General features: G+C 71.8%; 18 protein-coding genes. 15 read left to right on the top strand and 3 right to left on the bottom strand.

Going from position 1 to position 24,054, the window contains the following annotated elements; genetic code table 11:
* The first annotated feature begins 541 nt into the window (after window positions 1-541).
* From H7H31_RS07725 to H7H31_RS07695, 7 genes are all read left to right on the top strand, one after another.
* On the top strand, window positions 542-2,503 hold the full coding sequence (locus H7H31_RS07725) for an acyl-CoA dehydrogenase family protein (RefSeq protein WP_187061856.1): 1,962 nt from the start codon (window positions 542-544) through the stop codon (window positions 2,501-2,503).
* A 619-nt stretch (window positions 2,504-3,122) separates the two neighbouring features.
* Window positions 3,123-4,412, top strand: a complete 1,290-nt coding sequence (gene dxr / locus H7H31_RS07720; RefSeq protein WP_187061855.1) for a 1-deoxy-D-xylulose-5-phosphate reductoisomerase — start codon at window positions 3,123-3,125, stop codon at window positions 4,410-4,412.
* On the top strand, window positions 4,409-5,710 hold the full coding sequence (locus H7H31_RS07715; protein WP_187061854.1) for a M50 family metallopeptidase: 1,302 nt from the start codon (window positions 4,409-4,411) through the stop codon (window positions 5,708-5,710). The genes dxr and H7H31_RS07715 overlap by 4 nt, the downstream gene beginning before the upstream one ends.
* Before the next feature lie 688 nt (window positions 5,711-6,398).
* Window positions 6,399-7,553: a flavodoxin-dependent (E)-4-hydroxy-3-methylbut-2-enyl-diphosphate synthase gene (gene ispG, locus H7H31_RS07710; RefSeq protein WP_187061853.1), complete on the top strand. Its 1,155-nt coding sequence runs from the start codon at window positions 6,399-6,401 to the stop codon at window positions 7,551-7,553.
* Between the two features lie 119 nt (window positions 7,554-7,672).
* Window positions 7,673-8,518, top strand: a complete 846-nt coding sequence (locus H7H31_RS07705) for a GNAT family N-acetyltransferase (RefSeq protein ID WP_187061852.1) — start codon at window positions 7,673-7,675, stop codon at window positions 8,516-8,518.
* 32 nt (window positions 8,519-8,550) lie between these two features.
* Complete coding sequence (locus tag H7H31_RS07700; RefSeq protein WP_187061851.1) at window positions 8,551-9,120, top strand: GNAT family N-acetyltransferase; 570 nt, start codon at window positions 8,551-8,553, stop codon at window positions 9,118-9,120.
* Window positions 9,121-9,428: 308 nt separating this feature from the next.
* Window positions 9,429-11,141 (top strand): proline--tRNA ligase, encoded by a 1,713-nt coding sequence (locus tag H7H31_RS07695; RefSeq protein WP_187061850.1) that lies wholly within the window; start codon window positions 9,429-9,431, stop codon window positions 11,139-11,141.
* A 165-nt stretch (window positions 11,142-11,306) separates the two neighbouring features.
* Here the strand turns inward: H7H31_RS07695 and H7H31_RS07690 are convergent, their stop codons facing one another.
* The 3 genes from H7H31_RS07690 to H7H31_RS07680 all read right to left on the bottom strand — a co-directional run bounded on the left by H7H31_RS07690 (window position 11,307) and on the right by H7H31_RS07680 (window position 14,090).
* Window positions 11,307-12,257: an aminoglycoside phosphotransferase family protein gene (locus tag H7H31_RS07690; RefSeq protein WP_187061849.1), complete on the bottom strand. Its 951-nt coding sequence runs from the start codon at window positions 12,255-12,257 to the stop codon at window positions 11,307-11,309.
* A 413-nt stretch (window positions 12,258-12,670) separates the two neighbouring features.
* Entirely contained in the window at window positions 12,671-13,243 is a 573-nt protein-coding gene (locus H7H31_RS07685; RefSeq protein ID WP_308284278.1) for a ferritin-like domain-containing protein, read from the bottom strand.
* 286 nt (window positions 13,244-13,529) lie between these two features.
* Window positions 13,530-14,090, bottom strand: a complete 561-nt coding sequence (locus H7H31_RS07680) for a hypothetical protein (protein WP_187059890.1) — start codon at window positions 14,088-14,090, stop codon at window positions 13,530-13,532.
* A 207-nt stretch (window positions 14,091-14,297) separates the two neighbouring features.
* Between H7H31_RS07680 and rimP the strand changes: the two genes are divergently transcribed.
* The 8 genes from rimP (at window position 14,298) to H7H31_RS07640 (ending at window position 23,905) form a co-directional block, all read left to right on the top strand.
* On the top strand, window positions 14,298-14,813 hold the full coding sequence (gene rimP, locus H7H31_RS07675; RefSeq protein ID WP_187059889.1) for a ribosome maturation factor RimP: 516 nt from the start codon (window positions 14,298-14,300) through the stop codon (window positions 14,811-14,813).
* A gap of 2 nt (window positions 14,814-14,815) precedes the next feature.
* On the top strand, window positions 14,816-15,820 hold the full coding sequence (gene nusA, locus H7H31_RS07670; RefSeq protein ID WP_187059888.1) for a transcription termination factor NusA: 1,005 nt from the start codon (window positions 14,816-14,818) through the stop codon (window positions 15,818-15,820).
* Between the two features lie 916 nt (window positions 15,821-16,736).
* A complete protein-coding gene (locus H7H31_RS07665) occupies window positions 16,737-17,015 on the top strand; it encodes a YlxR family protein (RefSeq protein WP_176164420.1) in 279 nt (92 codons plus the stop codon).
* Between the two features lie 153 nt (window positions 17,016-17,168).
* Window positions 17,169-20,291, top strand: a complete 3,123-nt coding sequence (gene infB / locus H7H31_RS07660) for a translation initiation factor IF-2 (protein WP_187060551.1) — start codon at window positions 17,169-17,171, stop codon at window positions 20,289-20,291.
* Window positions 20,292-20,465: 174 nt separating this feature from the next.
* The gene (locus H7H31_RS07655; RefSeq protein ID WP_176164422.1) at window positions 20,466-20,759 is read left to right on the top strand and encodes a DUF503 domain-containing protein; all 294 of its coding nucleotides are present in this window, start codon (window positions 20,466-20,468) and stop codon (window positions 20,757-20,759) included.
* 166 nt (window positions 20,760-20,925) lie between these two features.
* Window positions 20,926-21,399 (top strand): 30S ribosome-binding factor RbfA, encoded by a 474-nt coding sequence (rbfA, locus tag H7H31_RS07650; RefSeq protein ID WP_187060550.1) that lies wholly within the window; start codon window positions 20,926-20,928, stop codon window positions 21,397-21,399.
* Complete coding sequence (truB, locus tag H7H31_RS07645) at window positions 21,396-22,298, top strand: tRNA pseudouridine(55) synthase TruB (RefSeq protein ID WP_187060549.1); 903 nt, start codon at window positions 21,396-21,398, stop codon at window positions 22,296-22,298. Before rbfA ends, truB begins: the two co-directional genes overlap by 4 nt.
* 629 nt (window positions 22,299-22,927) lie before the next feature.
* On the top strand, window positions 22,928-23,905 hold the full coding sequence (locus H7H31_RS07640) for a bifunctional riboflavin kinase/FAD synthetase (protein ID WP_187061439.1): 978 nt from the start codon (window positions 22,928-22,930) through the stop codon (window positions 23,903-23,905).
* The last annotated feature ends 149 nt before the right edge of the window (window positions 23,906-24,054 follow it).

The raw sequence follows: 24,054 nt of genomic DNA, 5'->3' as shown, positions 1-24,054 counted from the left end.
TTCGGGGCTCCGCGCGCAACGAGGCACGTTACGCGTCTGGGCTCCTGCTTACACCGGCGCCGCCCCCTGCCGCACCCCGCACCCGTGTCCCATCCGCCTCCCGCCCGTTGGCTCCGTGCCCCGTGCCCCGTGCCCCGTGCCCCGTGCCCCGTGCCCCGTGCCCCGTGCCCCGTGCCCCGTGCCCCGTGCCCCGTGCCCCGTGCCCGGGCGGGGCCGCCGCCCCACGCCCCATGCCCGCCGCGCTCTCCGACGCGGCGGGCCGCACCCCGCGACGTAGCCCCGCCGAGGCCACGCCACTCGCCCTCGCCACCCCACCCCACTGTCCTTCCGCTCCCCCCCGCCACCCGAAGCTCGCCGTGCCGGCACCCGTTACGCCGTACGTCGGGCTGGGCTGCGCTGGCTGATACGGGGCGCTGGGATCGGGTACACGCCGACCAGCAGAACGGGCCGGCGAATACCGGCTGCGGGGCAGCCATCCGGGCCCCGCGCCGATGGTCGCTCCGCCCGCTCCGATCCCACGACGCGGCGAGGTGAGCTCCCGATGACCGCTCCATCCGCAACGCCCCCGCCGACGCCCCCGACGACGCCGTCCGTGTCCGAGCGCGAAGCGCGCCAGGTCGCGGAAGCCGCCCGGGAAGCGACATGGCGCAAGCCGAGCTTCGCCAAGGAACTGTTCCTCGGCCGCTTCCGGCTCGACCTCATCCACCCGTACCCAGCGCTCTCGACCGAGAGCGTCCAGCGCGGCGAGGAGTTCCTCGCCGAACTTCGGACGTTCTGCGAGACGAAGATCGACAGCGCTCGGATCGAGCGCGAGGCGCGCATCCCCGACGAGACGATCAACGGTCTCAAGGAACTCGGCGCCCTCGGCATGAAGATCGGCACCGAGTACGGCGGGCTCGGTCTCAGTCAGGTCCACTACAACCGGGCGCTGGCGCTTGTCAGCTCCGTCAGCCCCGCCATCGCGGCGCTGCTCTCCGCGCACCAGTCCATCGGGGTGCCGCAGCCGCTGAAGATGTTCGGCACGCAGGAGCAACGCGAAGCCTTCCTGCCGCGGTGCGCCCGTACCGACATCTCGGCGTTCCTGCTGACCGAGCCCGACGTCGGGTCCGACCCGGCGCGACTGGCGACCACCGCGGTGCCGGACGGCGAGGACTACGTACTGGACGGCGTCAAGCTGTGGACGACCAACGGTGTCGTCGCCGACCTCCTCGTCGTCATGGCCCGGGTGCCGGAGGGCGACGGCCACAAGGGCGGCATCACCGCCTTCGTCGTCGAGGCCGCGGCCGACGGGGTCACCGTCGAGAACCGGAACGCCTTCATGGGGCTGCGCGGCATCGAGAACGGCGTCACGCGGTTCCACCGCGTGCGCGTTCCGGCCCGGCACCGTATCGGGCCCGAGGGCGCCGGCCTGAAGATCGCCCTCACCACTCTCAACACGGGCCGCCTGTCGCTGCCCGCCATGTGCGTCGGCACGGGAAAGTGGTGCCTGAAGATCGCCCGGGAGTGGTCGGCCGCCCGGGAGCAGTGGGGCAAGCCGATCGGCCGGCACGAGGCCGTGGGATCGAAGGTCGCCTTCATCGCCGCGACGACGTTCGCCCTGGAGGCCGTTGTCGACTTGTCGTCCCACATGGCCGACGAGGATCGCAACGACATCCGCATCGAGGCCGCGCTCGCCAAGCTGTACGGCTCGGAGATGGGCTGGCTGATGGCCGACGAACTGGTGCAGCTTCGCGGCGGTCGCGGGTTCGAGACCGCGGCCTCGCTCGCCGCGCGGGGCGAACGCGCGGTACCCGCCGAACAAGTCCTGCGCGACCTGCGGATCAACCGGATCTTCGAGGGCTCCACGGAGATCATGCACCTCCTCATCGCCCGCGAGGCCGTCGACGCACACCTGTCGGTGGCGGGCGACCTGATCGCCCCGGACACGCCGCTCCGTGACAAGGCCAGGGCAGGCGCGAAGGCGGGCGCCTTCTACGCTCGCTGGTTGCCCCGACTCGTGACGGGGGCGGGCCAGCTTCCGCGCTCGTACGCGCAGTTCCACCCACCCGGCCACCGGGACCTCGCCTCACACCTGCGCTACGTGGAGCGCTGCGCGCGCAAACTGGCCCGCTCCACCTTCTACGGCATGTCGCGCTGGCAGGGCCGTCTGGAGGCCAAACAGGGCTTCCTCGGACGCATCGTCGACATCGGCGCCGAACTGTTCGCGATGAGCGCTGCGTGCGTTCGGGCCGAGCGGCTACGGCTGGACGGGGCGCACGGCGCCGAGGCGTACCGGCTCGCCGACGCCTTCTGCCAGCAATCCCGCGTCCGCGTCGAGGAGTTGTTCGGGCGCTTGTGGAGCAACACCGACGCCCTGGACCGCGCGGTGGCCTCAGACGTACTCGGCGGCGGCTACACCTGGGTGGAGGAAGGCATCCTCGACCCCAGTGGCGACGGCCCCTGGATCGCCGACGCGACGCCAGGCCCCGCCCGCGTACCCACCGTCCACCGCCCCGTCCGCTGACGAGCCACCCCGCCACCCGCCCTGCCCCGCGCACGCGACAGCACCGCGCTACGCCGCACAGCAGTACGCCGCACCCCGGCGCCGCCGGCCATGCGCGACCGTACGGGGCGACCACGAAGAAGTGCACCCGCCCCACGGAGTTGCGTACGCAGCGCCCAGGCCGGTCATTCCCTCCGCCCCCGCGCGCCGTGCCGCTTTGCCACGCACGGACCACCCGCGGCACCATCCGGCCGGAGCACGGAGCACGGAGCACGGAGCACGGAGCACGGAGCACGGAGCACGGAGCACGGAGCACGGAGCACGGAGTACGGAGCACGGAGCACGGAGCACGGAGCACGAAGCGGCGATCCTGCCTGGGGGCACGGGGCACGGGGCACGGGGCACGGGGCACGGGGCACGGGGCACGGGGCACGGGGCACGGAGCCCCGCCCCACCGGCACCGCTGGGCCCGTCACCGGGCCCCAGCACCGCACGGCGCGCGCGATCCCGCAAGGCGGTCCCGAGGAGGCCGCCCCGCTCCGCGCCGCGGCGACCCCTGGTTCGCCCCGACCCCGCTATGGCAGAGTCCTACTAGGGGTGCGCCCCCCAAATCCCGCGGTGGAGCGGCCACAATGGGGGGATGACGGACTCCCTCGCCTCGCCGCACCAGCCCTTCGCCGCTGCCATCGACGCCTCCGCAGCCCCGGAGGCCCCGCGCACCATCGTGATTCTCGGCTCAACGGGTTCGATCGGAACCCAGGCCATCGACGTGGTGTTGCGCAATCCCGACCGGTTCCAGGTCACGGGGCTGTCCGCTGCCGGTGGACGGGTGGAGTTGCTCGCGGAGCAGGCGCACCAGTTGCGGGTCCGTATGGTCGCCGTCGCGCGGCAGGACGTCGTGCCCGCGCTCCGTGAGGCGCTGCGGGCGCGGTACGGAGCTGAGCCGCTGCCCGAGATCCTCGCGGGGCCGGAGGCGGCCACCGAGCTCGCGGGCAGCGAGTGCCACTCCGTCCTCAACGGCATCACCGGTTCGATCGGGCTCGCCCCGACGCTGGCCGCCCTAGAGGCCGGCAGCGTGCTCATCCTCGCGAACAAGGAGTCTTTGATCGTCGGAGGACCGTTGGTCAAGGCTGTGGCCAAGCCGGGCCAGATCGTCCCGGTCGACTCGGAGCACTCGGCGCTCTTCCAGGCCCTGATGGGCGGCACCCCGGCCGAGGTGCGCAAACTGGTCGTCACGGCCAGCGGCGGCCCCTTCCGCGGGCGCAGCCGGGAGGAACTGACCGCCGTCACGCCCCGCCAGGCGCTCGCCCACCCCACCTGGGACATGGGCCCGGTCGTCACCATCAACTCGGCGACCCTGGTCAACAAGGGCCTTGAGGTCATCGAGGCGCACCTGCTGTTCGACATCCCCTTCGACCGCATCGAGGTCGTCGTCCACCCGCAGTCGTACGTGCACTCCATGGTCGAGTTCACCGACGGTTCGACGCTCGCCCAGGTCAGTCCGCCCAACATGCGCATGCCGATCGCGCTCGGCCTGGGATGGCCGGACCGGGTGCCGGACGCCGCGCCGGGCTGCGACTGGACGAAGGCGTCGACGTGGGAGTTCTTCCCGCTCGACACGGAGGCGTTCCCCTCCGTGGCCCTGGCGCGCCACGTGGGCGACCTGGGCGGTACCGCGCCCGCCGTTTTCAACGCGGCGAACGAGGAATGCGTGGACGCGTTCCTGGCCGAGCGACTGCCCTTCACCGGGATCGTGGACACGGTGGCCGCCGTGGTCTCCGAAGGACTGGCCTCAGGCGCCGTGAAAAAGCGCCATGATGGAACCTCGCTGTCGGTGACTGACGTCCTCGAAGCGGAGACATGGGCGCGCGCCCGCGCCCGGGAACTGGCCGCACGGGCGGCGAAGGCAACATCGGAGGTACGCGCATGACGACCTGGATGACGATTCTTGGGATAATCGTCTTCGTCGTCGGCCTGCTCTTCTCCATCGCCTGGCACGAGCTGGGACACCTCTCGACCGCCAAGCTGTTCGGCATCCGGGTACCGGAGTACATGGTCGGTTTCGGGCCGACGATCTTCTCGCGCAAGAAGGGCGAGACGGAGTACGGCATCAAGGCCATCCCGCTCGGCGGCTACATCCGCATGATCGGCATGTTCCCGCCCGGCGACGACGGCAAGGTCACGGCGCGCTCCACCTCGCCGTGGCGGAGCATGGTCGAGGACGCCAGGTCGGCCGCGTACGAGGAGCTCCAGCCGGGCGACGAGAAGCGGTTGTTCTACACGCGCAAGCCGTGGAAGCGCGTGATCGTCATGTTCGCCGGGCCGTTCATGAACCTGGTGCTCGCCGTGGTGATCTTCATCGGCGTGATGATGACCTTCGGCGTCAACACCCAGACCACTACCGTCGGCTCCGTCTCCGAGTGCGTGATCCCCGCCTCGGCCAACACGGATACGTGCCCGAAGGACGCCAAGGACTCCCCGGCCAAGGCGGCGGGGCTCGAGCCCGGCGACAAGATCGTGGCGTTCAACGGTCAGCCGACCCCGGACTGGCAGACGCTCCAGCGTGACATCCGCGACACCACGGGGCCCGCCACCATCACCGTGGAGCGGGACGGGGCGCACAAGACGCTGCAAGCCGACCTCATCAAGAACAAGGTCGCCAAGTCGGACGGTGACGGCGGCTACGTGAGAGACGAGTACGTCACCGCTGGCTTCCTCGGCTTCGCGCCCGCCACGGGTGTCGTCCAGCAGTCCTTCGGCGAGTCCGTCGAGCGCATGGGCGACATGGTGGAATCCGGCGTCGAGTCGCTGGTGGCGCTGCCGTCCAAGATCCCCGACCTGTGGAACGCCGCCTTCGGTGACGCCGAGCGCGAGCCCGACTCGCCGATGGGCGTGGTGGGCGCCGCACGCGTCGGCGGCGAGGTGTTCAACCTCGACATTCCGCCGGAGCAACAGGTCGCCACGATGCTGTTCCTGGTGGCGGGCTTCAACCTCTCGCTGTTCCTGTTCAACATGCTGCCGCTGCTGCCACTGGACGGCGGGCACATCGCGGGCGCGTTGTGGGAGTCCGTACGGCGCAAGACGGCGCGCGTCTTCCGCCGCCCCGACCCGGGCCCCTTCGACGTCGCCAAGCTCATGCCGGTCGCGTACGTCGTCGCCGGAATCTTCATCTGCTTCACCCTGCTGGTCCTCATCGCCGACGTGGTCAACCCCGTACGCATCACCTGACGCCGCTCGGGGCGGCGCCAGCGTGACGCGCCGCCCCGAGCGCGGGTACGTCACCAGGCCACCACCGCTGCCCCGCGTACCGAGCTTCTGGCCCAGCCGTATGCCGGCTCCGTAGGCCGCCGCGGGACGGAGCCCGGCCGCGGGCTCCGTCCCGCGGCCGCTGGGATCGCTGGAACGGGGCCACGATGGCCCGACGACGCCCCAGGGCGACCGCGCCGCCGCCTGCTCCATGCAACGTGACATGCGTCCCACATTGCCGACTCCATCGCTCACCGTGCTGAATCATGTGCGTGTGGTAATGGGGCGAGTTTGGCGTAGTGCGCCACGATCTCTGGCGATACGGCGGTTCGGTACGGAGCTGCGCGACCACGCCGCCACGGGGCGCGTTGTTCACCCCTGCCGCGTGCGGTCGCGCCCCTGGGGGCTGGCCTACGGGGCGGCGAGCGCGCGGGGGACGGGGCCGCCGGCCGTCGGCGCCGTGGCGGGCGGCGCGGAGTGTTGATCTTTCGGCTGGCTGACGTACGTGCCACGAAGGAGCGAAGTTCTGGCATGGCGTATTCGTCCGCCTATCACCGATCGTGTGAGGTTAGAGGCTGGGTGCGCTGTGTCCGCGTCGGGTGCCGTAATCTCGAAGACCGGAGCCCGCCGATCTCGGGACCTCGTTACACACCTTGGGGTTGCTCGCCAGATGACTGCGATTTCGCTTGGAATGCCGTCCGTTCCGACCAAGCTTGCTGACCGTAGGGTGAGCCGCCAGATTCAGGTGGGCTCGGTGCCTGTCGGGGGTGATGCCCCGGTGTCCGTGCAGTCGATGACGACGACGTTGACGGCGGATGTGAACGCGACGTTGCAGCAGATCGCGGAGTTGACGGCGTCGGGTTGTCAGATCGTGCGGGTGGCGTGTCCGTCGCAGGATGACGCGGAGGCGTTGCCGGCGATCGCGAAGAAGTCGCAGATCCCGGTGATCGCTGATATTCACTTCCAGCCGAAGTACGTGTTCGCGGCGATCGATGCCGGGTGTGCGGCGGTGCGGGTGAATCCGGGGAACATCCGGCAGTTCGATGACAAGGTGAAGGAGATCGCGAAGGCGGCCTCGGACGCGGGGGTGCCGATTCGGATCGGGGTCAACGCGGGGTCGTTGGACAAGCGGTTGTTGGCGAAGTACGGCAAGGCCACGCCGGAGGCGTTGGTGGAGTCGGCGTTGTGGGAGTGCTCGTTGTTCGAGGAGCACGGGTTTCGGGATATCAAGATCTCGGTGAAGCACAACGATCCGGTGGTGATGGTCAACGCCTATCGCTTGTTGGCGGCGCGGTGTGACTATCCGTTGCATTTGGGTGTGACGGAGGCGGGTCCGGCGTTCCAGGGGACGATCAAGTCGGCTGTGGCGTTTGGTGCGTTGTTGTCGGAGGGGATCGGGGACACGATTCGGGTGTCGTTGTCGGCGCCGCCGGCGGAGGAGGTCAAGGTCGGTCTCCAGATTCTGGAGTCGTTGAACCTCAAGCCGCGTCGGTTGGAGATCGTGTCGTGTCCGTCGTGTGGGCGGGCGCAGGTGGATGTGTACAAGCTGGCTGATGAGGTGACGGCTGGGCTTGAGGGGATGGAGGTGCCGTTGCGGGTGGCGGTGATGGGGTGTGTGGTGAATGGGCCTGGTGAGGCGCGTGAGGCGGATCTGGGTGTGGCGTCGGGTAATGGGAAGGGGCAGATCTTCGTGAAGGGTGAGGTCATCAAGACCGTGCCGGAGTCGAAGATCGTGGAGACCCTGATCGACGAGGCCATGAAGATCGCCGAAGAGATGGAAAAGGCCGGCGTCGCCTCCGGCGAACCCGAGGTATCCGTCAGCTGACGTTGGCCGGTCGTTGCCTCGTTCACGGTTGCGGGGGTGCGGCGCGGGGGAGCGAGGTACAGTGCGGAAACCGAGTCCCCTGTGGCCCGCAGGCCCGCAACCACGAGGCATACCGACACGTGCTGACGACGACCACCACCAGGGTCCTTGAGCCGGGTGAGCTCGATGCGGCGCTCGCCGTCCTCGACCGCGACCCGGTGGCCAATGCCTTCGTTGCCGCACGGGTCCAGACGGCAGGTCTGGACCCGTGGCGGCTCGGCGGCGAGATGTGGGGTTGGTACGCCGACGGACGGCTGGAATCGCTGTGCTACGCCGGGGCCAACCTCGTACCCATCTGCGCCACCCCCGACGCCGTGCGCGCCTTCGCCGACCGCGCGCGCCGCTCCGGGCGCCGCTGTTCCTCGATCGTCGGGCCCGCCGAGCCCACCGCTGACCTCTGGTCCCTGCTGGAACCGAGCTGGGGTCCGGCTCGCGAGGTGCGCAGCCACCAGCCGCTGATGATCACCACGACGATGCCGACGAACGTCACCCCCGACCCGTTGGTGCGCCGCGTCCGCAAGGACGAAATGGACGTGATCATGCCCGCCTGCGTGGCCATGTTCACCGAGGAGGTCGGCGTCTCGCCGCTGGCGGGCGACGGCGGCCTGCTCTACCAGGCGCGCGTCGCGGAGCTCGTCGGTTCCGGCCGCTCCTTCGCCCGCGTCGAAGACGGGCAGGTCATCTTCAAGGCCGAGGTCGGCGCCGTCACCCCGCACGCCTGCCAGATCCAGGGCGTCTGGGTCGCTCCCGAGTACCGGGGCCGCGGCCTCTCCGAAACCGGCATGGCCGCCGTACTCAGCTACGCCCTGCGCGAGGTGGCCCCGGTCGTCAGCCTGTACGTCAACGACTACAACGCGGCGGCCCGAGCCGCGTACCGGCGCGTCGGCTTCCGCGAGGTCGGCGCGTTCATGAGCGTCCTGTTCTGACTCCGTCTGGGCCGGCCAGTAGTGTGCCGCTCATGTCACACCCCGCCGCGAGCCCGCCCTCAGCTCCCCGAGACGTCACCGTCGGGCCACTCGACCTCGCGGCTCGCGTGGACGACGCACTCGCAGTCCAGGCCCTCGCCTTCGGGCTGACGGACGACGAGATCGGAGTGCGGCGCCACATCGTCCTCCGACACCTCGCGACCCCGGGCGCGCGTGCCCTCGGGGCCACCACCGAGACCGGCCGCCTGGTCGGCTTCGTTTACGGCCTGCCGAACCACCGTTCCTACTGGTGGTCCACGATCGTCGCCCCGTACCTCCGAGCCGAGGGCCACGAGGACTGGCTGGACGACTCCTTCGTCATCACCGAACTACACGTCCATCCGGCCCACCAGAAGCACGGCGTCGGCCGGGCACTGATCACCATGCTGACCGACGCGGCCGCCCAGCCCCGCAGCATCCTCTCCGCGATCGACGCGGAGACCCCGGCCCGCGGCCTCTACCGCGACCTGGGCTACCGCGACCTGGCCCACCCCGTGCACTTCCCGAGCGCACGGAGCCCGTACGTCGTGATGGGAGCGCACCTGCCGCTACGGCGGCGGTAGCGTCCGCCGAGGACGCGCGGAGCGTGCCAGACCCCATCGCCGAGCGCTCCGGGGCGGGCAGGGGAGCGCACAGCGCGACCATCGGGTGGGAACCGAGGCCGACACAGCCCCGGGGCGCGGTGTACGGAGCACGGAGCGGCGATCCTGCCTGGGGGCACGGGGCACGGGGCACGGGGCACGGGGCACGGGGCACGGGGCACGGGGCGGTAACCCTGCCCAGGGGGCTCGGGGCGGCGGCTCGTTTCCTCGGTGTGACCCGCTGCGGCTAACCTCTCGCTCACCGCACCTCGCACGCAGGAGAGATCCCCATGGCCCATGCCGTCAACGTCCAGCGCATGTCCACGATGCTGCTCAAGACACTGCGCGACGACCCGGCTGACGCCGAGACAGCCAGCCACAAGCTGCTCGTCCGCGCCGGGTACGTCCGCCGCACGGCGGCGGGAATCTGGAGCTGGCTGCCGCTGGGCAAGCGCGTGCTGGACAACGTTTCGCGCATCGTGCGCGAGGAGATGGACGCGATCGGCGCGCAGGAGGTGCTGCTGCCCGCGCTGCTGCCGCGGGAGGCGTACGAGACGAGTGGGCGTTGGGACGAGTACGGCGACCTGCTCTTCAGGCTCAAGGACCGCAAGGGCGCCGACTACCTCCTCGGCCCCACCCACGAGGAGATCTTCACCCTCACCGTCAAGGACCAGTGCACGTCGTACAAGGACCTGCCGGTGATCGTCTACCAGATCCAGACGAAGTACCGGGACGAGGCCAGGCCGCGCTCGGGCGTGCTGCGGGGGCGAGAGTTCCAGATGAAGGACTCGTACTCCTTCGACGTCACGGACGAGGGCCTGGCCGAGTCGTACCGGCTGCACCGTGACGCGTACACCCGCATCTTCGAGCGCCTGGGCCTGGACTACCGGATCGTGTCGGCGGTCTCCGGGGCGATGGGCGGTTCGGCGTCGGAGGAGTTCCTGGCGCCGGCGGCGGCCGGTGAGGACACGTTCGTGGACTGCCCCGCCTGCGACTACGCGGCCAACACGGAGGCCGTCACCTTCGCGGCACCGTCGGCCGGAGACGGGGCGGCGCATGGCCCCGTCGAGGAGTTGGACACGCCCGACACGCCCACCATCGAGACCCTGGCCGTGCACCTCGGGGTGTCCGCCTCCGCGACGCTCAAGAACCTGTTGGTCAAGGTGGACGGCGAGATCGTCGCCGTCGGAGTGCCGGGCGACCGCGAGGTGGACCTCGGCAAGCTGGGCGAGCACCTGGCCCCGGCGACCGTCGAACTGGTCACGGCCGAGGACTTCACCGACCGGCCCGACCTGGTGCGCGGGTACGTCGGCCCGCAGGGCATGGCGGGCAAGGCGTTCCGCTACATCGCCGACCCGCGGGTCGCCCCGGGCACGGCCTGGATCACCGGCGCCAACAAGGCCGACACCCACGCTCGGAACGTCGTCTGCGGCCGGGACTTCGAGGTGGACGAGTACCTGGACGTGGTCGTCGTGGAGCCGGGCGACCCGTGCCCCGCCTGCGGCGCCGGCATCACACTCGACCGCGCCATCGAGATCGGCCACATCTTCCAGCTCGGACGGAAGTACGCCGACGCCTTCGAACTGGACGTGCTCGGCCAGCAGGGCAAGCCGGTGCGGGTCACCATGGGGTCGTACGGCATCGGCGTCTCGCGCGCCGTGGCGGCGCTCGCGGAGCAGACCCACGACGGGGCCGGGCTGTGCTGGCCGCGCGAGGTGGCGCCGGCCGACGTGCATATCGTCGCGGCGGGCAAGGCCGTGCAGAACGAACTCGCGCTCGAACTCGCCGAGCGACTGGGCGGTGCTGGCGTACGGGTGCTCGTTGACGACCGGGCCGGGGTGTCGCCCGGCGTGAAGTTCACGGACGCAGAACTCATCGGCGTGCCGAGCATCCTGGTCGTCGGGCGCGGGGCGGCGAACGGCGTGGTCGAGTTGAAGGACCGGCGGACGGGCGAGCGTGAGGAGCTTGCCATCGACGAGGCGGTGGCCCGCCTCACGGCGTAACGGCGCCGCACGCCTGCCTGCCGCCCGCGGGGTTCCCCGCGCCGGCTGGCCCGCCCCGTGCGCTCCGTCTCGCTCGGGCCCCGTGCCCCGCAGCGGGTACGGAGCACGGAGCACGGAGCACGGGGCACGGGGCACCGGGCGGTGGAGGTACGGAGCGGGAGGCTGCTACAGCCAACCCGCGAACTCCAGCAACAGCTCCCCTTCGTCGCGCTCGCCCCGGGACAGACGCCGTACGCCGGCGGTTACGGAGCGGAACAGCGCCCAGCCGCGCAGACGGTCCCGGTCCAGCTCCAGCGAGTCGGCGAGCTTGTTGACACGCCGGCGGGCGGCGTTGGAGGCGCCGGGGAGGGCGATCAGGGTGTCGAGACGGTCCCGAGCCAGCCAGGCCAGGTCGTACGCGCGCTCCCCGACCACCGGTTCGGGCGCGACCGCGAGCCACGGGGCCCGATCGCCGGCGAGTACCTTGCCCTGCCGGTAGGCGCCGTGCAGCAGCAGCGTCTCGGACGAAGTGGCGACGAGTTCGGCGTGCACCGCGAGGGCTTCGTCGATCAGTGGCCCGACGTCGGCTGCCCACGACTGGTCGCGTGATGCGCGTAGCGCCGCGGCCTGGTCGGCCGTGTGGTCGGAGACGGACGGGAACGCATGCCCCGTCGGCGGCGGCACCCACAAGCGCCGAACCGTTTCGGCCGCCTCCAGCATGGACTTCGGCTCCGGAAGGGAGCGCAGACTCACCTCGCCGTGCAGCCGCTCGAGCAGCAGAGCGCCCTCGGGGGACTCGCTCCGCAGGACCCGTACGGCGCCGGAGCCGCCCCAGTGGACGAGTGCGGCGCCCTCACGCTCCACGCGCTCCGTGTGCGCGCCGAGTTTCAGCACGGCCGGGGCCCCGTCGGCCTGGTGCACCAGCACCAGCAGGCTCCCGCGGCCACCCGGTGTCCAGACCCGTTCGACGGTCAGCTTCCAGCGGTCGAGCAGGCCCTCGACGCGCTCGGGTACGGTCGCCAGCCAGGCCTGGCCCGCCGCGCCGTGTTCGGCCTGAACAGCGCGGACCAGGCGTTGCGGCGGTTCCACCGGAACCCCCGTGGGCTCCGAATCGCCCTCGTGCGGTGCTGTTGCCATTGCCGAGCTGTCCCTTTCCGTTACCTGGCGGTACCGCGTCACGAGTACCTGGCGGTGCCGCGTACGAGCCGCCCCGCCGACCCAGTGCGCCCCGCGATCACGCGGCGACAGTCTGCCCCGCTGCGCGGACCGCGCCGTGCACGCGCGCCACACGGACACTCCCGCCCCCGCACCTGCTCCCCCTCACCGCCGACTAGCCTGCCCCGTGCCCCGTGCCCCGTGCCCCGTGCCCCGTGCCCCGTGCCCCGTGCCCCGTGCGGGGCGGCGGCGCCGTGGCCGGATGGCGGGCGCGGAGCCGGCGTGCTCCGTGTTCCAGCGGGGCCGGGACGGTCGCTTCGTGCACCGCGACAGCATGCCCTCACGCGTTCTGGGCCTCGCCGCTCTCACCCGGCCGGTGGCTGCTGAGTGGTGCCTCACAGCGCGTCGGCTACGTCGCTCGCGGCGGTTGAGGGGGCGCTGCCGGCGGTCCGTTCGGTGAGCCCAGGGAAGGTTACGCTGCTGCCGCGCCAGCGCACCGCCCGCACCGCTGCCTCGCGCAGTGCGGCGGCGGCTTCCCGGCGCGCCCCGCCTTCGGCGGACCGGACCAGGTCGGCGTAGACGGAGCAGAGTCGGGCTTCGATCTCGCCCGCGAGCCGGGCTGCCGCGGCGGCATCCGGTACGGGGAAGGGCAGGGCGTATGCGGCCGCGGAGCTGACGGGCTCGCCCCTGAGGGCTCGCACAGCGCGTTCCAGGGCGTCCCGGCGTGCCCGGTGGGCGGTCAGGCCCTCGCGTGCCTCGGGCAGCCGCTGGTCCTCGATGCGACCACCGACCACGCCGTACCCGTAGACGGCAGCGTGTTCGGCTGCCAGGGCCGCCTGCGTAGCCCGCAGCGTGGGCTCCGCCGGGGTGTCGTGCCCCTGTTCGCGCGCGCTGCCTTCGGCGGCCTTGGCGCTGTCGACGCCTCCGGCGTTCGCCATACGCTGCCGGGCCCTGCTCATATGGCTCATATGGGCGACCTTTCTGCCATGTCCCGTCCGCTGCGCGGTTCGTCTGGTCCCTGCCTTGCGGTGCAGCACGTCAGCCCGTCATCGTCGGGTGCCCCGTGCCCCGTGCCCCGTGCCCCGTGCCCCGTGCCCCGTGCCCCGTGCCCCGTGCCCACCCCGGTGGTCTCGCACGCCCCATGCCCCACGCTCGCGCCCACACGCCCCGCCCCGCGCTCCGTGGCGCACGTACGGTGCGGGCGAGGGACTGGCCGCCCCGACCCCACCCGACGAGGCGCTCCGCTCCGAGGGCTCACGTGCGGCTCTCCGCCAGCAGGTAGGCGTGAGCCGCGCCGCTGGCGGCTACGGAGGCGAGGAGTCGGGCGAGTTCGGGTGAGGCGGTGGCGAGAGCCGTCGTGCGCGCGTCCGCCGTCCGGCGCTCCGCCGTGGCCAGTGCGGTCAGCGCCTTGCGGGCGTCCCGGGGCACCTCGACGGTGCGGCGCGGGCCGCTGCCTTCGTGAGTGGCCGAGGGGGACGCGGAAGCCGATGGCGGGGGTGACCCGAACGCCTCGGCGTGTCGAGCCACTTCGCTGCGGAGCGGGCAGAGCCGGTTGGCCAGGGCGGGGTGTGTCGTGATGGTCGCGTCGTAGTGCGCGAGCAGGGCGAGCGAACCCCGGGCCGCCTCGCTGCGCACGCGTTCGTCGGCCGAGGCACGCCCGTCCGAGTCGGCCCCGTCGCCGGCGCCGTCGGTGCAGCCGGCCAGCAACGCCCCGACGCCGGCGGCTCCGACCGAGCCGCCGGCGAGAGCGAGCAGGCTGCGTCTGCGCGGACCCGTGGGGCCTGACGCTGTTCTCGTGAGCGGCACGTTCCTCATCCCCTGCTCGTGATCACCGCAGGCGAGCGTACCCATCACGCGCGCCGGAGTGGCGCTGCCCCCGCCGCGGGCCGCCCCGTACGGCCCGCGCCACGGGGACGGGGCGCGACGCGACTGCCGAATCGTCAGCCCGTCGCCGGAACAGCTAGGCTCTGGTCTGACACGCGACGTTCCCACAACAGCACACGCGGCCGAGGAGTCACCCGGATGAGCACCACCCAGAGCGAGAGGCTGCGCGGACTGCTGACACCGCTTGTCAGCGCGCGGGACCTGGATCTGGAAGAGATCGAGGTGACCCCGGCCGGGAAGCGGCGCGTGCTCCGTATCGTGGTGGACTCCGACGACGGCGTGCAGTTGGACGCGTGTGCGGAGTTGAGCCGAGCGGTCTCGCAGACCCTCGATGAAACGGACGTTATGGGCGGCGCACCGTACGTCCTCGAGGTCACCTCGCCCGGTGCCGACCGGCCGTTGACCGAGCCGCGCCACTACCGCCGCGCCACAGGTCGCCTCATGAAGGCACAGCTCGTCGAGGGCGGGGAACTACTCGCCCGGATCGTCGCGGTCGACGACGACGGGCTCGACCTGGAGGTCCCGGGTGTGAAGGGTCGCAAGCCCACGGAGCGCCGTCTCGCCTTCAGCGAGATCTCCAAGGCACGGGTGGAGATCGAGTTCAATCGCAAGGCCAGTGAGAAGCAGAACGACGAGAGCCAAGAGGAGGCGTAGCCGTGGACATCGACATGAGTGCCCTGCGGGGTCTGGTGCGGGAGAAGGAGATTTCGTTCGACCTGCTGGTCGAGGCGATCGAGGCGGCCCTCCTCATCGCGTACCACCGCACCGAGGGCAGCCGCCGGCAGGCGCGCGTTGAGCTGGATCGACAGACCGGTCACGTGACGGTGTGGGCGAAGGAAGACGCCGCCGACCTGGAAGACGCCCAGGAGGGCGCCGAGCCCCAGGAGTTCGACGACACGCCCTCCGGGTTCGGACGGATCGCCGCGACGACCGCCAAGCAGGTCATCCTGCAGCGCCTGCGGGACGCCGAGGAAGAGGTGACCTTCGGCGAGTACGCGGGGCGCGAGGGCGACGTCGTCGCGGGCATCGTCCAGCAGGGCAAGGACCCCAAGAACGTGCTGGTGGACATCGGCAAGCTGGAGGCCATCCTGCCGGTGCAGGAGCAGGTCCCCGGCGAGGAGTACACCCACGGCACCCGCCTGCGCACCTACGTCGTTCGGGTGGCCAAGGGCGTGCGCGGTCCGTCGGTCACGCTCTCGCGGACCCACCCCAACCTCGTGCGCAAGCTATTCGCGCTGGAGGTGCCGGAGATCGCCGACGGCTCGGTGGAGATCGCGGCCATCGCGCGTGAGGCGGGGCACCGTACGAAGATCGCCGTACGCTCCACCCGCTCCGGTCTCAACGCCAAGGGCGCCTGCATCGGCCCGATGGGCGGGCGGGTGCGCAACGTGATGGCCGAGCTGCACGGCGAGAAGATCGACATCGTCGACTGGTCGGACGACCCGGCCGAACTGGTGGCCAACGCGCTGTCGCCGGCCCGGGTCAGCAAGGTGGAGGTCGTGGACCTGTCGGCGCGCTCCGCGCGCGTGACGGTGCCGGACTACCAGCTCTCGCTCGCCATCGGCAAGGAGGGCCAGAACGCCCGCCTCGCCGCGCGTCTCACGGGTTGGCGCATCGACATCCGCCCCGACACCGAGCAGCAGCCGGCCGGCCAGGGCTGAGCCCCGTACCCGCGGCTGCGCGGGTACGGAGCGCGCGGGGCCCGTACAGAGGCTGCGGGCCCGCGCGGGGGCGTACGAGCTTGTACGGGTGGCGTGCGGCGCACGCCGCTCGTGTGTCATGCGCCACGGAGCGGGCCGGCTGGCGCACGGATACCGAGCGCTCCGCTGCCGTGGCGGGGCCGGTGTGGAACGTAGCGCCGGTGCGTACGGCGCAGAGGCTGGAGGACAAGCCCCGGAACCGAGGCCGCCAGCCAACGGCAGCGGAGCAGTCCGGCCCCGCTCGCGTGCCCGCGAGCGTGCGCCCCTCCGGGAGTCATCCGTCACGTTCGCCGAGTGGGCCACCTGGCGAAGCCAGCGGCCCGCAAGGTCAGCGGCCAGCGGGCGTGAGCACGGCGGGGTCGAACGCTGGGGCGGGGCGACCCAGCGTCGCGTCACCGCGTGACGACCCTCCGCGTGGGCCCCGCCAAGAGCGTGGAGCCCGAGGCCCCGGCACCTCTTGAAGCCCCGGGGCCCGCCGCCCCTGAGGCATGCGACACCCGCCGCCCACCTTCCTCCGCACCGCGGCACCATCCCGCCGGAGCACGGAGCACGGAGCACGGAGCACGGAGCACGGAGCACGGAGCACGGAGCACGGAGCACGGAGCACGGAGCACGGAGCACGGAGCACGGAGCACGGAGCGGCGATCCTGCCTGGGGGCACGGGGCACGGGGCACGGGGCACGGGGCACGGGGCACGGGGCACGGGGCACGGGGGCGCCGGCCGTGTTGGGTGGGCGCGGGTTGTCGCGCGCTGTGCGGCACCGTGAACGCGGAGTCGTCGTCGGGTGGGCGATGGGCTCAGTGAAGCGGCATAACGACGACCGTTCGATCGTTGCCCTAAACGGGTGGGGTCGACGCGGGGAGGTAGACTAAAACAGTGTCTGGCCGGACGCGCGTCAGCGCATGCCCTGAACGAACCTGTGTGGGATGTCGGGAGCGTGCGGTAAAGGGCGATCTACTGCGCATCGTGATGGTCGAGGGCGACTGTGTCCCCGATCAGCGCGGTACGCTGCCCGGCCGGGGTGCGTATGTGCACCCGACACTGGTCTGTCACGACCTGGCGGTTCGCCGCCGGGCGTTTCCCAGGGCCTTCCGGGCCCAGGGCCCGCTCGACACGACCGCTTTGCGGAGCTACGTCGAGCAGGTAACACCGTAAGAGTTGGAAGAACGGCACGGGACACCGTGCGGTCAGGTACCTCGCGAGTTGGAAGTAGGTCGAGATTGCGATGAGCACTCGATGAGTACGCGATGAGTACGCCCATGAAGTAGCGACGGTCCGGCGGTGAACCCCGGACCTAAAAGGAGCGATGTGGCTAAGGTCCGGGTATACGAACTCGCTAAGGAGTTCGGCGTCGAGAGCAAGGTCGTCATGGCCAAGCTCACTGAACTCGGTGAATTCGTACGTTCAGCGTCCTCGACGATCGAGGCGCCGGTTGTGCGCAAGTTGACTGACGCTTTCCAGCAGGGCAACGGTTCCGGCCGTTCCGCTGGCAAGCCCGCGGCGCCGCGCAAGGCGTCGCCCGCCAAGCCGTCTGCGCCGTCTCCGCAGGCGGCCCGTCCCGCTGCCCCGAAGGCCCCGGCTCCCGGCCCCAAGCCGGCGTCGAGCGGTCCCGCGGGCAACACTGGTGCGGCCCCCACGCCGGGTCCGCGCCCCACTCCGGGCCCGAAGAGCCCGGCGCCGACGCCGGCCTCGGCTCCGCGCCCCGGCCCCGCCCCGGCGGCGCCGTCCGCGCCGGCGCAGCCCGAGTTCACCGCGCCCCCCGCGGCTCCGGCCGCGTCGCCCAAGCCCAGTGGCGCCAAGCCCGGCGCGACGCCGGGTCCGCGTCCCAGTGCCCGTCCCACCACGCCCGGTCAGGGCGGCGGCCAGGGGCAGGGCGGCGGGCGCTCCGGCGCGCCGCGTCCCGGCGGCCAGGGTGGCGCTCCCCGTCCGGGCGGGCGTCCCTCCGGCCCGCGTCCGGGTAACAACCCCTTCACCTCCGGCGGCAGCACCGGCATGTCCCGCCCGCAGGCACCCCGTCCGGGCGGCCCGCGGCCCGGTCCCGGTGGTCAGAGCCAGGGTGGTCCGCGTCCGCAGGGTGGCGGTCAGGGCGGTCACGCCGGCCCGCGTCCCGGTCCGAGCGGCGCCCGTCCGAGCCCCGGCGGGATGCCCCGTCCGCAGAGCGGCCCCGGCGGCGCCCCGCGTCCCGGTGGCGGCCCTGGTGGCCCCGGCGGTAACCGTCCGAACCCCGGCATGATGCCGCAGCGTCCGGCCGCGGGTCCGCGTCCGGGCCCCGGTGGCGGCGGTCGCGGCCCCGGTGGCGCTGGTCGCCCCGGTGGTGGCGGTGGCGCTGGTCGTCCCGGTGGCGGCGGCGGTTTCGCCGGTCGTCCCGGTGGTGGCGGTGGCGCTGGTCGTCCCGGTGGCGGCGGTGGCTTCGCCGGTCGTCCCGGTGGTGGCGGTGGCGGCGGCGGCTTCGGTGGCCGTCCCGGCTTCGGTGGTCGTCCCGGTGGTCCGGGTGGCCGTGGTGGCACGCAGGGCGCGTTCGGTCGTCCCGGCGGTCCGGCGCGTCGTGGTCGCAAGTCGAAGCGGCAGCGGCGCCAGGAGTACGAGGCCATGCAGGCCCCGTCGGTCGGCGGCGTGATGCTGCCGCGCGGCAACGGACAGACCGTCCGCCTGTCGCGTGGCGCCTCGCTCACCGACTTCGCGGAGAAGATCAACGCCAACCCGGCGTCGCTCGTCGCCGTGATGCTCAACCTCGGCGAGATGGTCACCGCGACCCAGTCGGTCTCCGACGAGACGCTTCAGCTCCTCGCCGACGAGATGAACTACAACGTCGAGATCGTCAGCCCGGAGGAGGAGGACCGCGAGCTGCTCGAGTCCTTCGACATCGAGTTCGGCGAGAACGAGGGCGGCGAGGACATGCTCGTCGCGCGTCCGCCGGTGGTGACCGTCATGGGTCACGTCGACCACGGTAAGACGCGACTGCTCGACGCGATCCGCAAGACCAACGTGGTCGCGGGCGAGGCCGGTGGCATCACCCAGCACATCGGTGCGTACCAGGTCTCGACCGAGGTCAACAACGAAGAGCGCAAGATCACCTTCATCGACACCCCGGGTCACGAGGCGTTCACCGCCATGCGTGCCCGTGGTGCGAAGTCGACGGACATCGCGATCCTCGTGGTGGCCGCCAACGACGGTGTGATGCCGCAGACGATCGAGGCGCTCAACCACGCCAAGGCGGCCGACGTGCCGATCGTGGTCGCGGTGAACAAGATCGACGTCGAGGGCGCCGACCCGACCAAGGTGCGCGGTCAGCTCACCGAGTTCGGTCTGGTGGCCGAGGAGTACGGCGGCGACACCATGTTCGTCGACATCTCCGCGCGCCAGGGTCTGAACATCGACCAGCTCCTGGAGGCGGTCGTCCTCACCGCCGACGCCTCGCTCGACCTGCGCGCCAACGCGGAGCAGGACGCGCAGGGCATCGCGATCGAGGCCCACCTCGACCGCGGCCGTGGCGCCGTGGCCACCGTGCTGGTCCAGCGCGGCACGCTGCGGGTCGGCGACACGATGGTGGCGGGCGACGCGTACGGCAGGGTCCGGGCGATGCTCGACGACACCGGCGCCCAGCTCGAAGAGGCCGGCCCCTCGACCCCGGTCCTGGTGCTCGGTCTGACCAACGTGCCGGGCGCGGGCGACAACTTCCTGGTTGTCGACGAGGACCGGACGGCTCGGCAGATCGCCGAGAAGCGTGCGGCCCGCGAGCGCAACGCCGCGTTCGCCAAGCGCACCCGCCGGGTCTCCCTGGAGGACCTGGACAAGGTGCTCAAGGCCGGCGAGGTGCAGCAGCTCAACCTCATCATCAAGGGCGACGCGTCCGGTTCGGTCGAGGCCCTGGAGTCCTCGCTGCTCCAGCTCGACGTCGGCGAAGAGGTGGACCTGCGCGTCCTGCACCGCGGTGTGGGTGCGGTCACCGAGACCGACATCGACCTGGCGGCGGGCTCCGACGCCATCGTCATCGGCTTCAACGTGCGGGCCGAGGGCCGTGCCACGTCGGCGGCCGAGCGCGAGGGTGTCGACGTCCGGTACTACTCGGTCATCTACCAGGTGATCGAGGAGATCGAGGCGGCCCTCAAGGGCATGCTCAAGCCGGAGTACGAAGAGGTCGAGCTGGGTACGGCGGAGATCCGCGAGGTCTTCCGCTCCTCCAAGCTCGGCAACATCGCCGGTGTCCTCATCCGGTCGGGCGAGGTCAAGCGCAACACCAAGGCACGCCTGCTGCGCGACGGCAAGGTCGTGGCGGAGAACCTCAACATCGAGGGCCTGCGCCGCTTCAAGGACGACGTCACCGAGATCCGCGAAGGGTTCGAGGGTGGTATCAACCTCGGCAACTTCAACGACATCAAGGTCGACGACGTCATCGCGACGTACGAGATGCGGGAGAAGCCGCGCGGCTGATCTCGTCTGACCCGTAACGGTCCGGGGCCGGTCGGCCGGGCCCCCTCCGCCGCTGGTGACAGCGGCGGAGGGGAAATCCCGTCGATCGGCCTCGGCCGTTGCGTGTACGGTTCTGGTGTCCCTGCCAAGCAGTGGCGGGGAGCTACCCCGGACCGGCGGGTTAACCGGACAGACATGTATGTAGGGACCTTGTCCTTCGATCTGCTCCTCGGCGACGTACGGTCGTTGAAGGAGAAGCGCTCCGTCGTCCGACCGATCGTCGCCGAGCTCTACCGCAAGTACGCGGTGAGCGTGGCGGAGGTCGGCGACCAGGACCTCTACCGCAGGGCCGAGATCGGCCTGGCGGCGGTCTCCGGGGACACGGGGCACCTCGCGGACGTGCTCGACCGGTGCGAACGCTGGGTCGCCGCTCGCCCCGAAGTGGAGCTGCTGTCAGTCCGACGGCGGTACCACGGCGACGACGACTGACCGTGACCGACGGGGCACCGCCCGACCTCTCCGCGACCCCGTGGCGGGCCGCGGGCGGGGCCGCGGTTGGCGGTGGGCCCGCGACGGGGCGCCGCGACGGCACGGGGCGCCACGGCGCCGCGTCCGACGACTTGATACGTGAACCGAAGAAGAGAGAAGAAGACGCATGACCGACACCGCGCGGGCACGCAAGCTGGCTGACCGCATCCGGGTCGTGGTCGCGGAGACCCTGCAGCGACGCATCAAGGACCCGCGGCTGGGCTACGTGACGATCACGGACACCCGGGTCACCGGTGACCTGCGGGAGGCGACTGTCTTCTACACGGTCTTCGGCGACGAGGAGGAGCGGACCGCGTCGGCCGCGGCGCTGGAGAGCGCCAAGGGCGTGCTGCGCTCCGAGGTGGGTCGCCAGACCGGCGTCCGTTTCACCCCCACCCTGACGTTCGTCCCGGACGCGCTGCCCGACAACGCCCGCACCATCGACGACCTGCTCGCCAAGGCGAAGGCAGCCGACGCGCAGGTACGCGAAGCGTCCGAGGGCGCCGCGTACGCCGGCGACGCCGACCCGTACCGCAAGCCGGACGAGGACGACGAGGCCCCCGAGCCCGAGACCGGCAGCGAGGGCACCACACAGGCATGAAGCGCAAGGGAACCGGTCCGGACGGACTGGTGATCGTGGACAAGCCGGCCGGCTTCACCTCGCACGACGTCGTGGCCAAGCTGCGCCGCTTCGCGGGGACGCGCCGGGTCGGACACGCCGGGACGCTCGATCCGATGGCGACCGGCGTGCTGGTCATCGGCGTGGAGAAGGCGACCCGCCTCCTCGGCCACCTGGCGCTCACCGAGAAGGAGTACGCGGCGACGATCAGGCTCGGCCAGAGCACCGTCACGGACGACGCCGAGGGCGAGATCACCGCGTCCGCCAGCGTCGACGGCCTGGAACGGGCGGCCATCGACGCCGGCGTGGCCAAGCTGACCGGCGACATCCAGCAGGTCCCGTCCAAGGTCAGCGCCATCAAGATCGACGGCAAGCGGTCGTACTCGCGGGTGCGGGAGGGCGAGGACTTCGAGATCCCGGCCCGCCCCGTCACGGTCTCGACCTTCGACGTGCACGAGGTGCGCGAGGCGGTCGCCGCCGACGGCGCGCCCGTCGTGGACCTCGACGTCACGGTGGTGTGCTCCTCGGGCACGTACATCCGCGCGCTCGCCCGCGACCTGGGCACCGACCTCGGCACCGGGGGCCATCTCACCGCGCTACGCCGCACCCGGGTCGGCCCCTACGGCCTGGACGGGGCGCACTCCCTGGAGGAGCTCGAGGCGTCGCTGACGGTGCTCCCGATCGCCGAGGCCGCGGCGGCGGCCTTCCCTCGTTGGGACGTCAGCTCCGAACAGGCCCGCCTCCTGGGCAACGGCGTCCGCCTCAACGGCCCCGGGCTCGGCGTCGAGGGCCCCGTCGCGGTCTTCGACCCCAACGGCCGATTCCTGGCGCTCATCGAGGAACGGGACGGCAAGGCCAAGAGCCTGGCGGTCTTCGCCTAGCAGCCGCCCCGCCGCGAGGCCGTGCGGTGGCCCCGTGCCGCCGTACGCCGCCGCCACCAGGCACCCAGCCGCCGGCCCCGTCCCGTGACGGAGCCGGCGGCTTCGCGCTGCCCGCCGACGGGAGCTGTTCCGTTCGCGGGTACGTCGTCCGTGCCGCACTGTGTCTGTTTCGCGCCTGTTTCGCTGCGCCGCCGTGCGGAGGCCCTGTGGCCGAGGACATCGTGCGTGGGTTCCGCCCGCCCTCACCGGTCGAGGGGCTGGCGGTGCGGCACGGAGCGCAGGCGTGGAGCGGAGGCCGGGACGGAGCACGGAGCGGCGATCCTGCCCGGGGGCACGGGGCACGGGGCACGGGGCACGGGGCACGGGGCCCGGAGCATGGGGCGGGATCCGAGATGGGGCCACGGCGCACGGGGCACGGAGCACGGGGCACGGGGCACGGGGCACGGGGCGGAATCCGAGATGGGGCCACGGCGCACGGAGCACGGAGCACGGGGCGCTGACCGGGCCCGCAGTGGGGTGGGGTCGGGGCGTACGGGGACGGGTGGGTGATGGCGGGGTCGGGACGTGGGCATGGCAGTCTTAGACCTGCGTCATTGGACAGACAAGAGTTCGGGTGAGGAGCGGGCACAGTGCAACGCTGGCGTGGCTTGGAGGACATCCCCGAGGCTGCATTCTTTGGGTCTGGGGGACGCAGCGTGGTCACCATCGGCTCGTACGACGGCGTGCACCGCGGGCACCAGTTGATCATTGGTCGGGCCGTGGCGCGGGCGCGCGAGCTCGGCGTACCCGCGGTGGTGGTGACCTTCGACCCGCACCCGAGCGAGGTCGTGCGCCCCGGCAGCCATCCACCGCTGCTGGCTCCGCACCACCGGCGCGCCGAGCTGATGGCGGAGCTGGGGGTGGACGCGGTGCTGATCCTGCCGTTCACGATGGAGTTCTCGAAGCTCCCACCGAGCGAGTTCGTGGTGAAGGTGCTCGTGGACAAGTTGCGCGCGAAGGTGGTCGTGGAGGGCCCGAACTTCCGCTTCGGGCACAAGGCCGCCGGCAACGTGGAGACGCTCGAGGAACTCGGCCGCACCTACGACTACGAGGTCGAGATCGTCGACCTCTACGAACGGGGCGAGGCGGGGGGCGGCGAGCCGTTCTCGTCGACGCTGACCCGCAAGCTCGTCGCCGAGGGTGACGTGGCGGGCGCCATGGAGGTGCTGGGCCGCCCACACCGGGTGGAGGGCGTCGTCGTACGGGGCGCACAGCGCGGGCGCGAGCTGGGCTATCCCACCGCCAACCTGGAGACCCTGCCCCACACGGCCATCCCGGCCGACGGCGTCTACGCCGGCTGGCTCACGGCGAACGGGGAGGCGATGCCGGCGGCCATCTCGGTCGGCACCAACCCGCAGTTCGACGGCACGGAGCGGACGGTGGAGGCGTACGCGATCGACCGAGTGGGGCTCGACCTGTACGGGCTCCACGTGGAGGTCGACTTCCTCGCCTTCCTGCGGGGGCAGGAGAAGTTCGCGACCATCGACGCGCTGTTGGAGCGCATGGCCGTCGACGTGCAGCGCGCCCGGGAACTGGTGGCCGCCCACGAGGGCGCCCAGCGGTCCTGAGTCGCACAGCGTCCCGGTCAGCGGCCCGGAGCCGGACGGAGCGCCGACCCGGGGGCGGCGTGAGGGGCGCTCGACGACGGCAGGGTCGCGCGGCCTGAGGCGGAGCGTGCAAGCCAGCGCGCGGCCTGCTCCGTGGCGCCGGCGCCCGG

This window comes from Streptomyces buecherae, assembly GCF_014295035.1.
GTDB classification, from domain to species: domain Bacteria; phylum Actinomycetota; class Actinomycetes; order Streptomycetales; family Streptomycetaceae; genus Streptomyces; species Streptomyces youssoufiensis.
The sequence above is the reverse complement of the archived record's forward strand: the minus strand, read 5'-3'. Positions and strand labels throughout refer to the sequence as shown.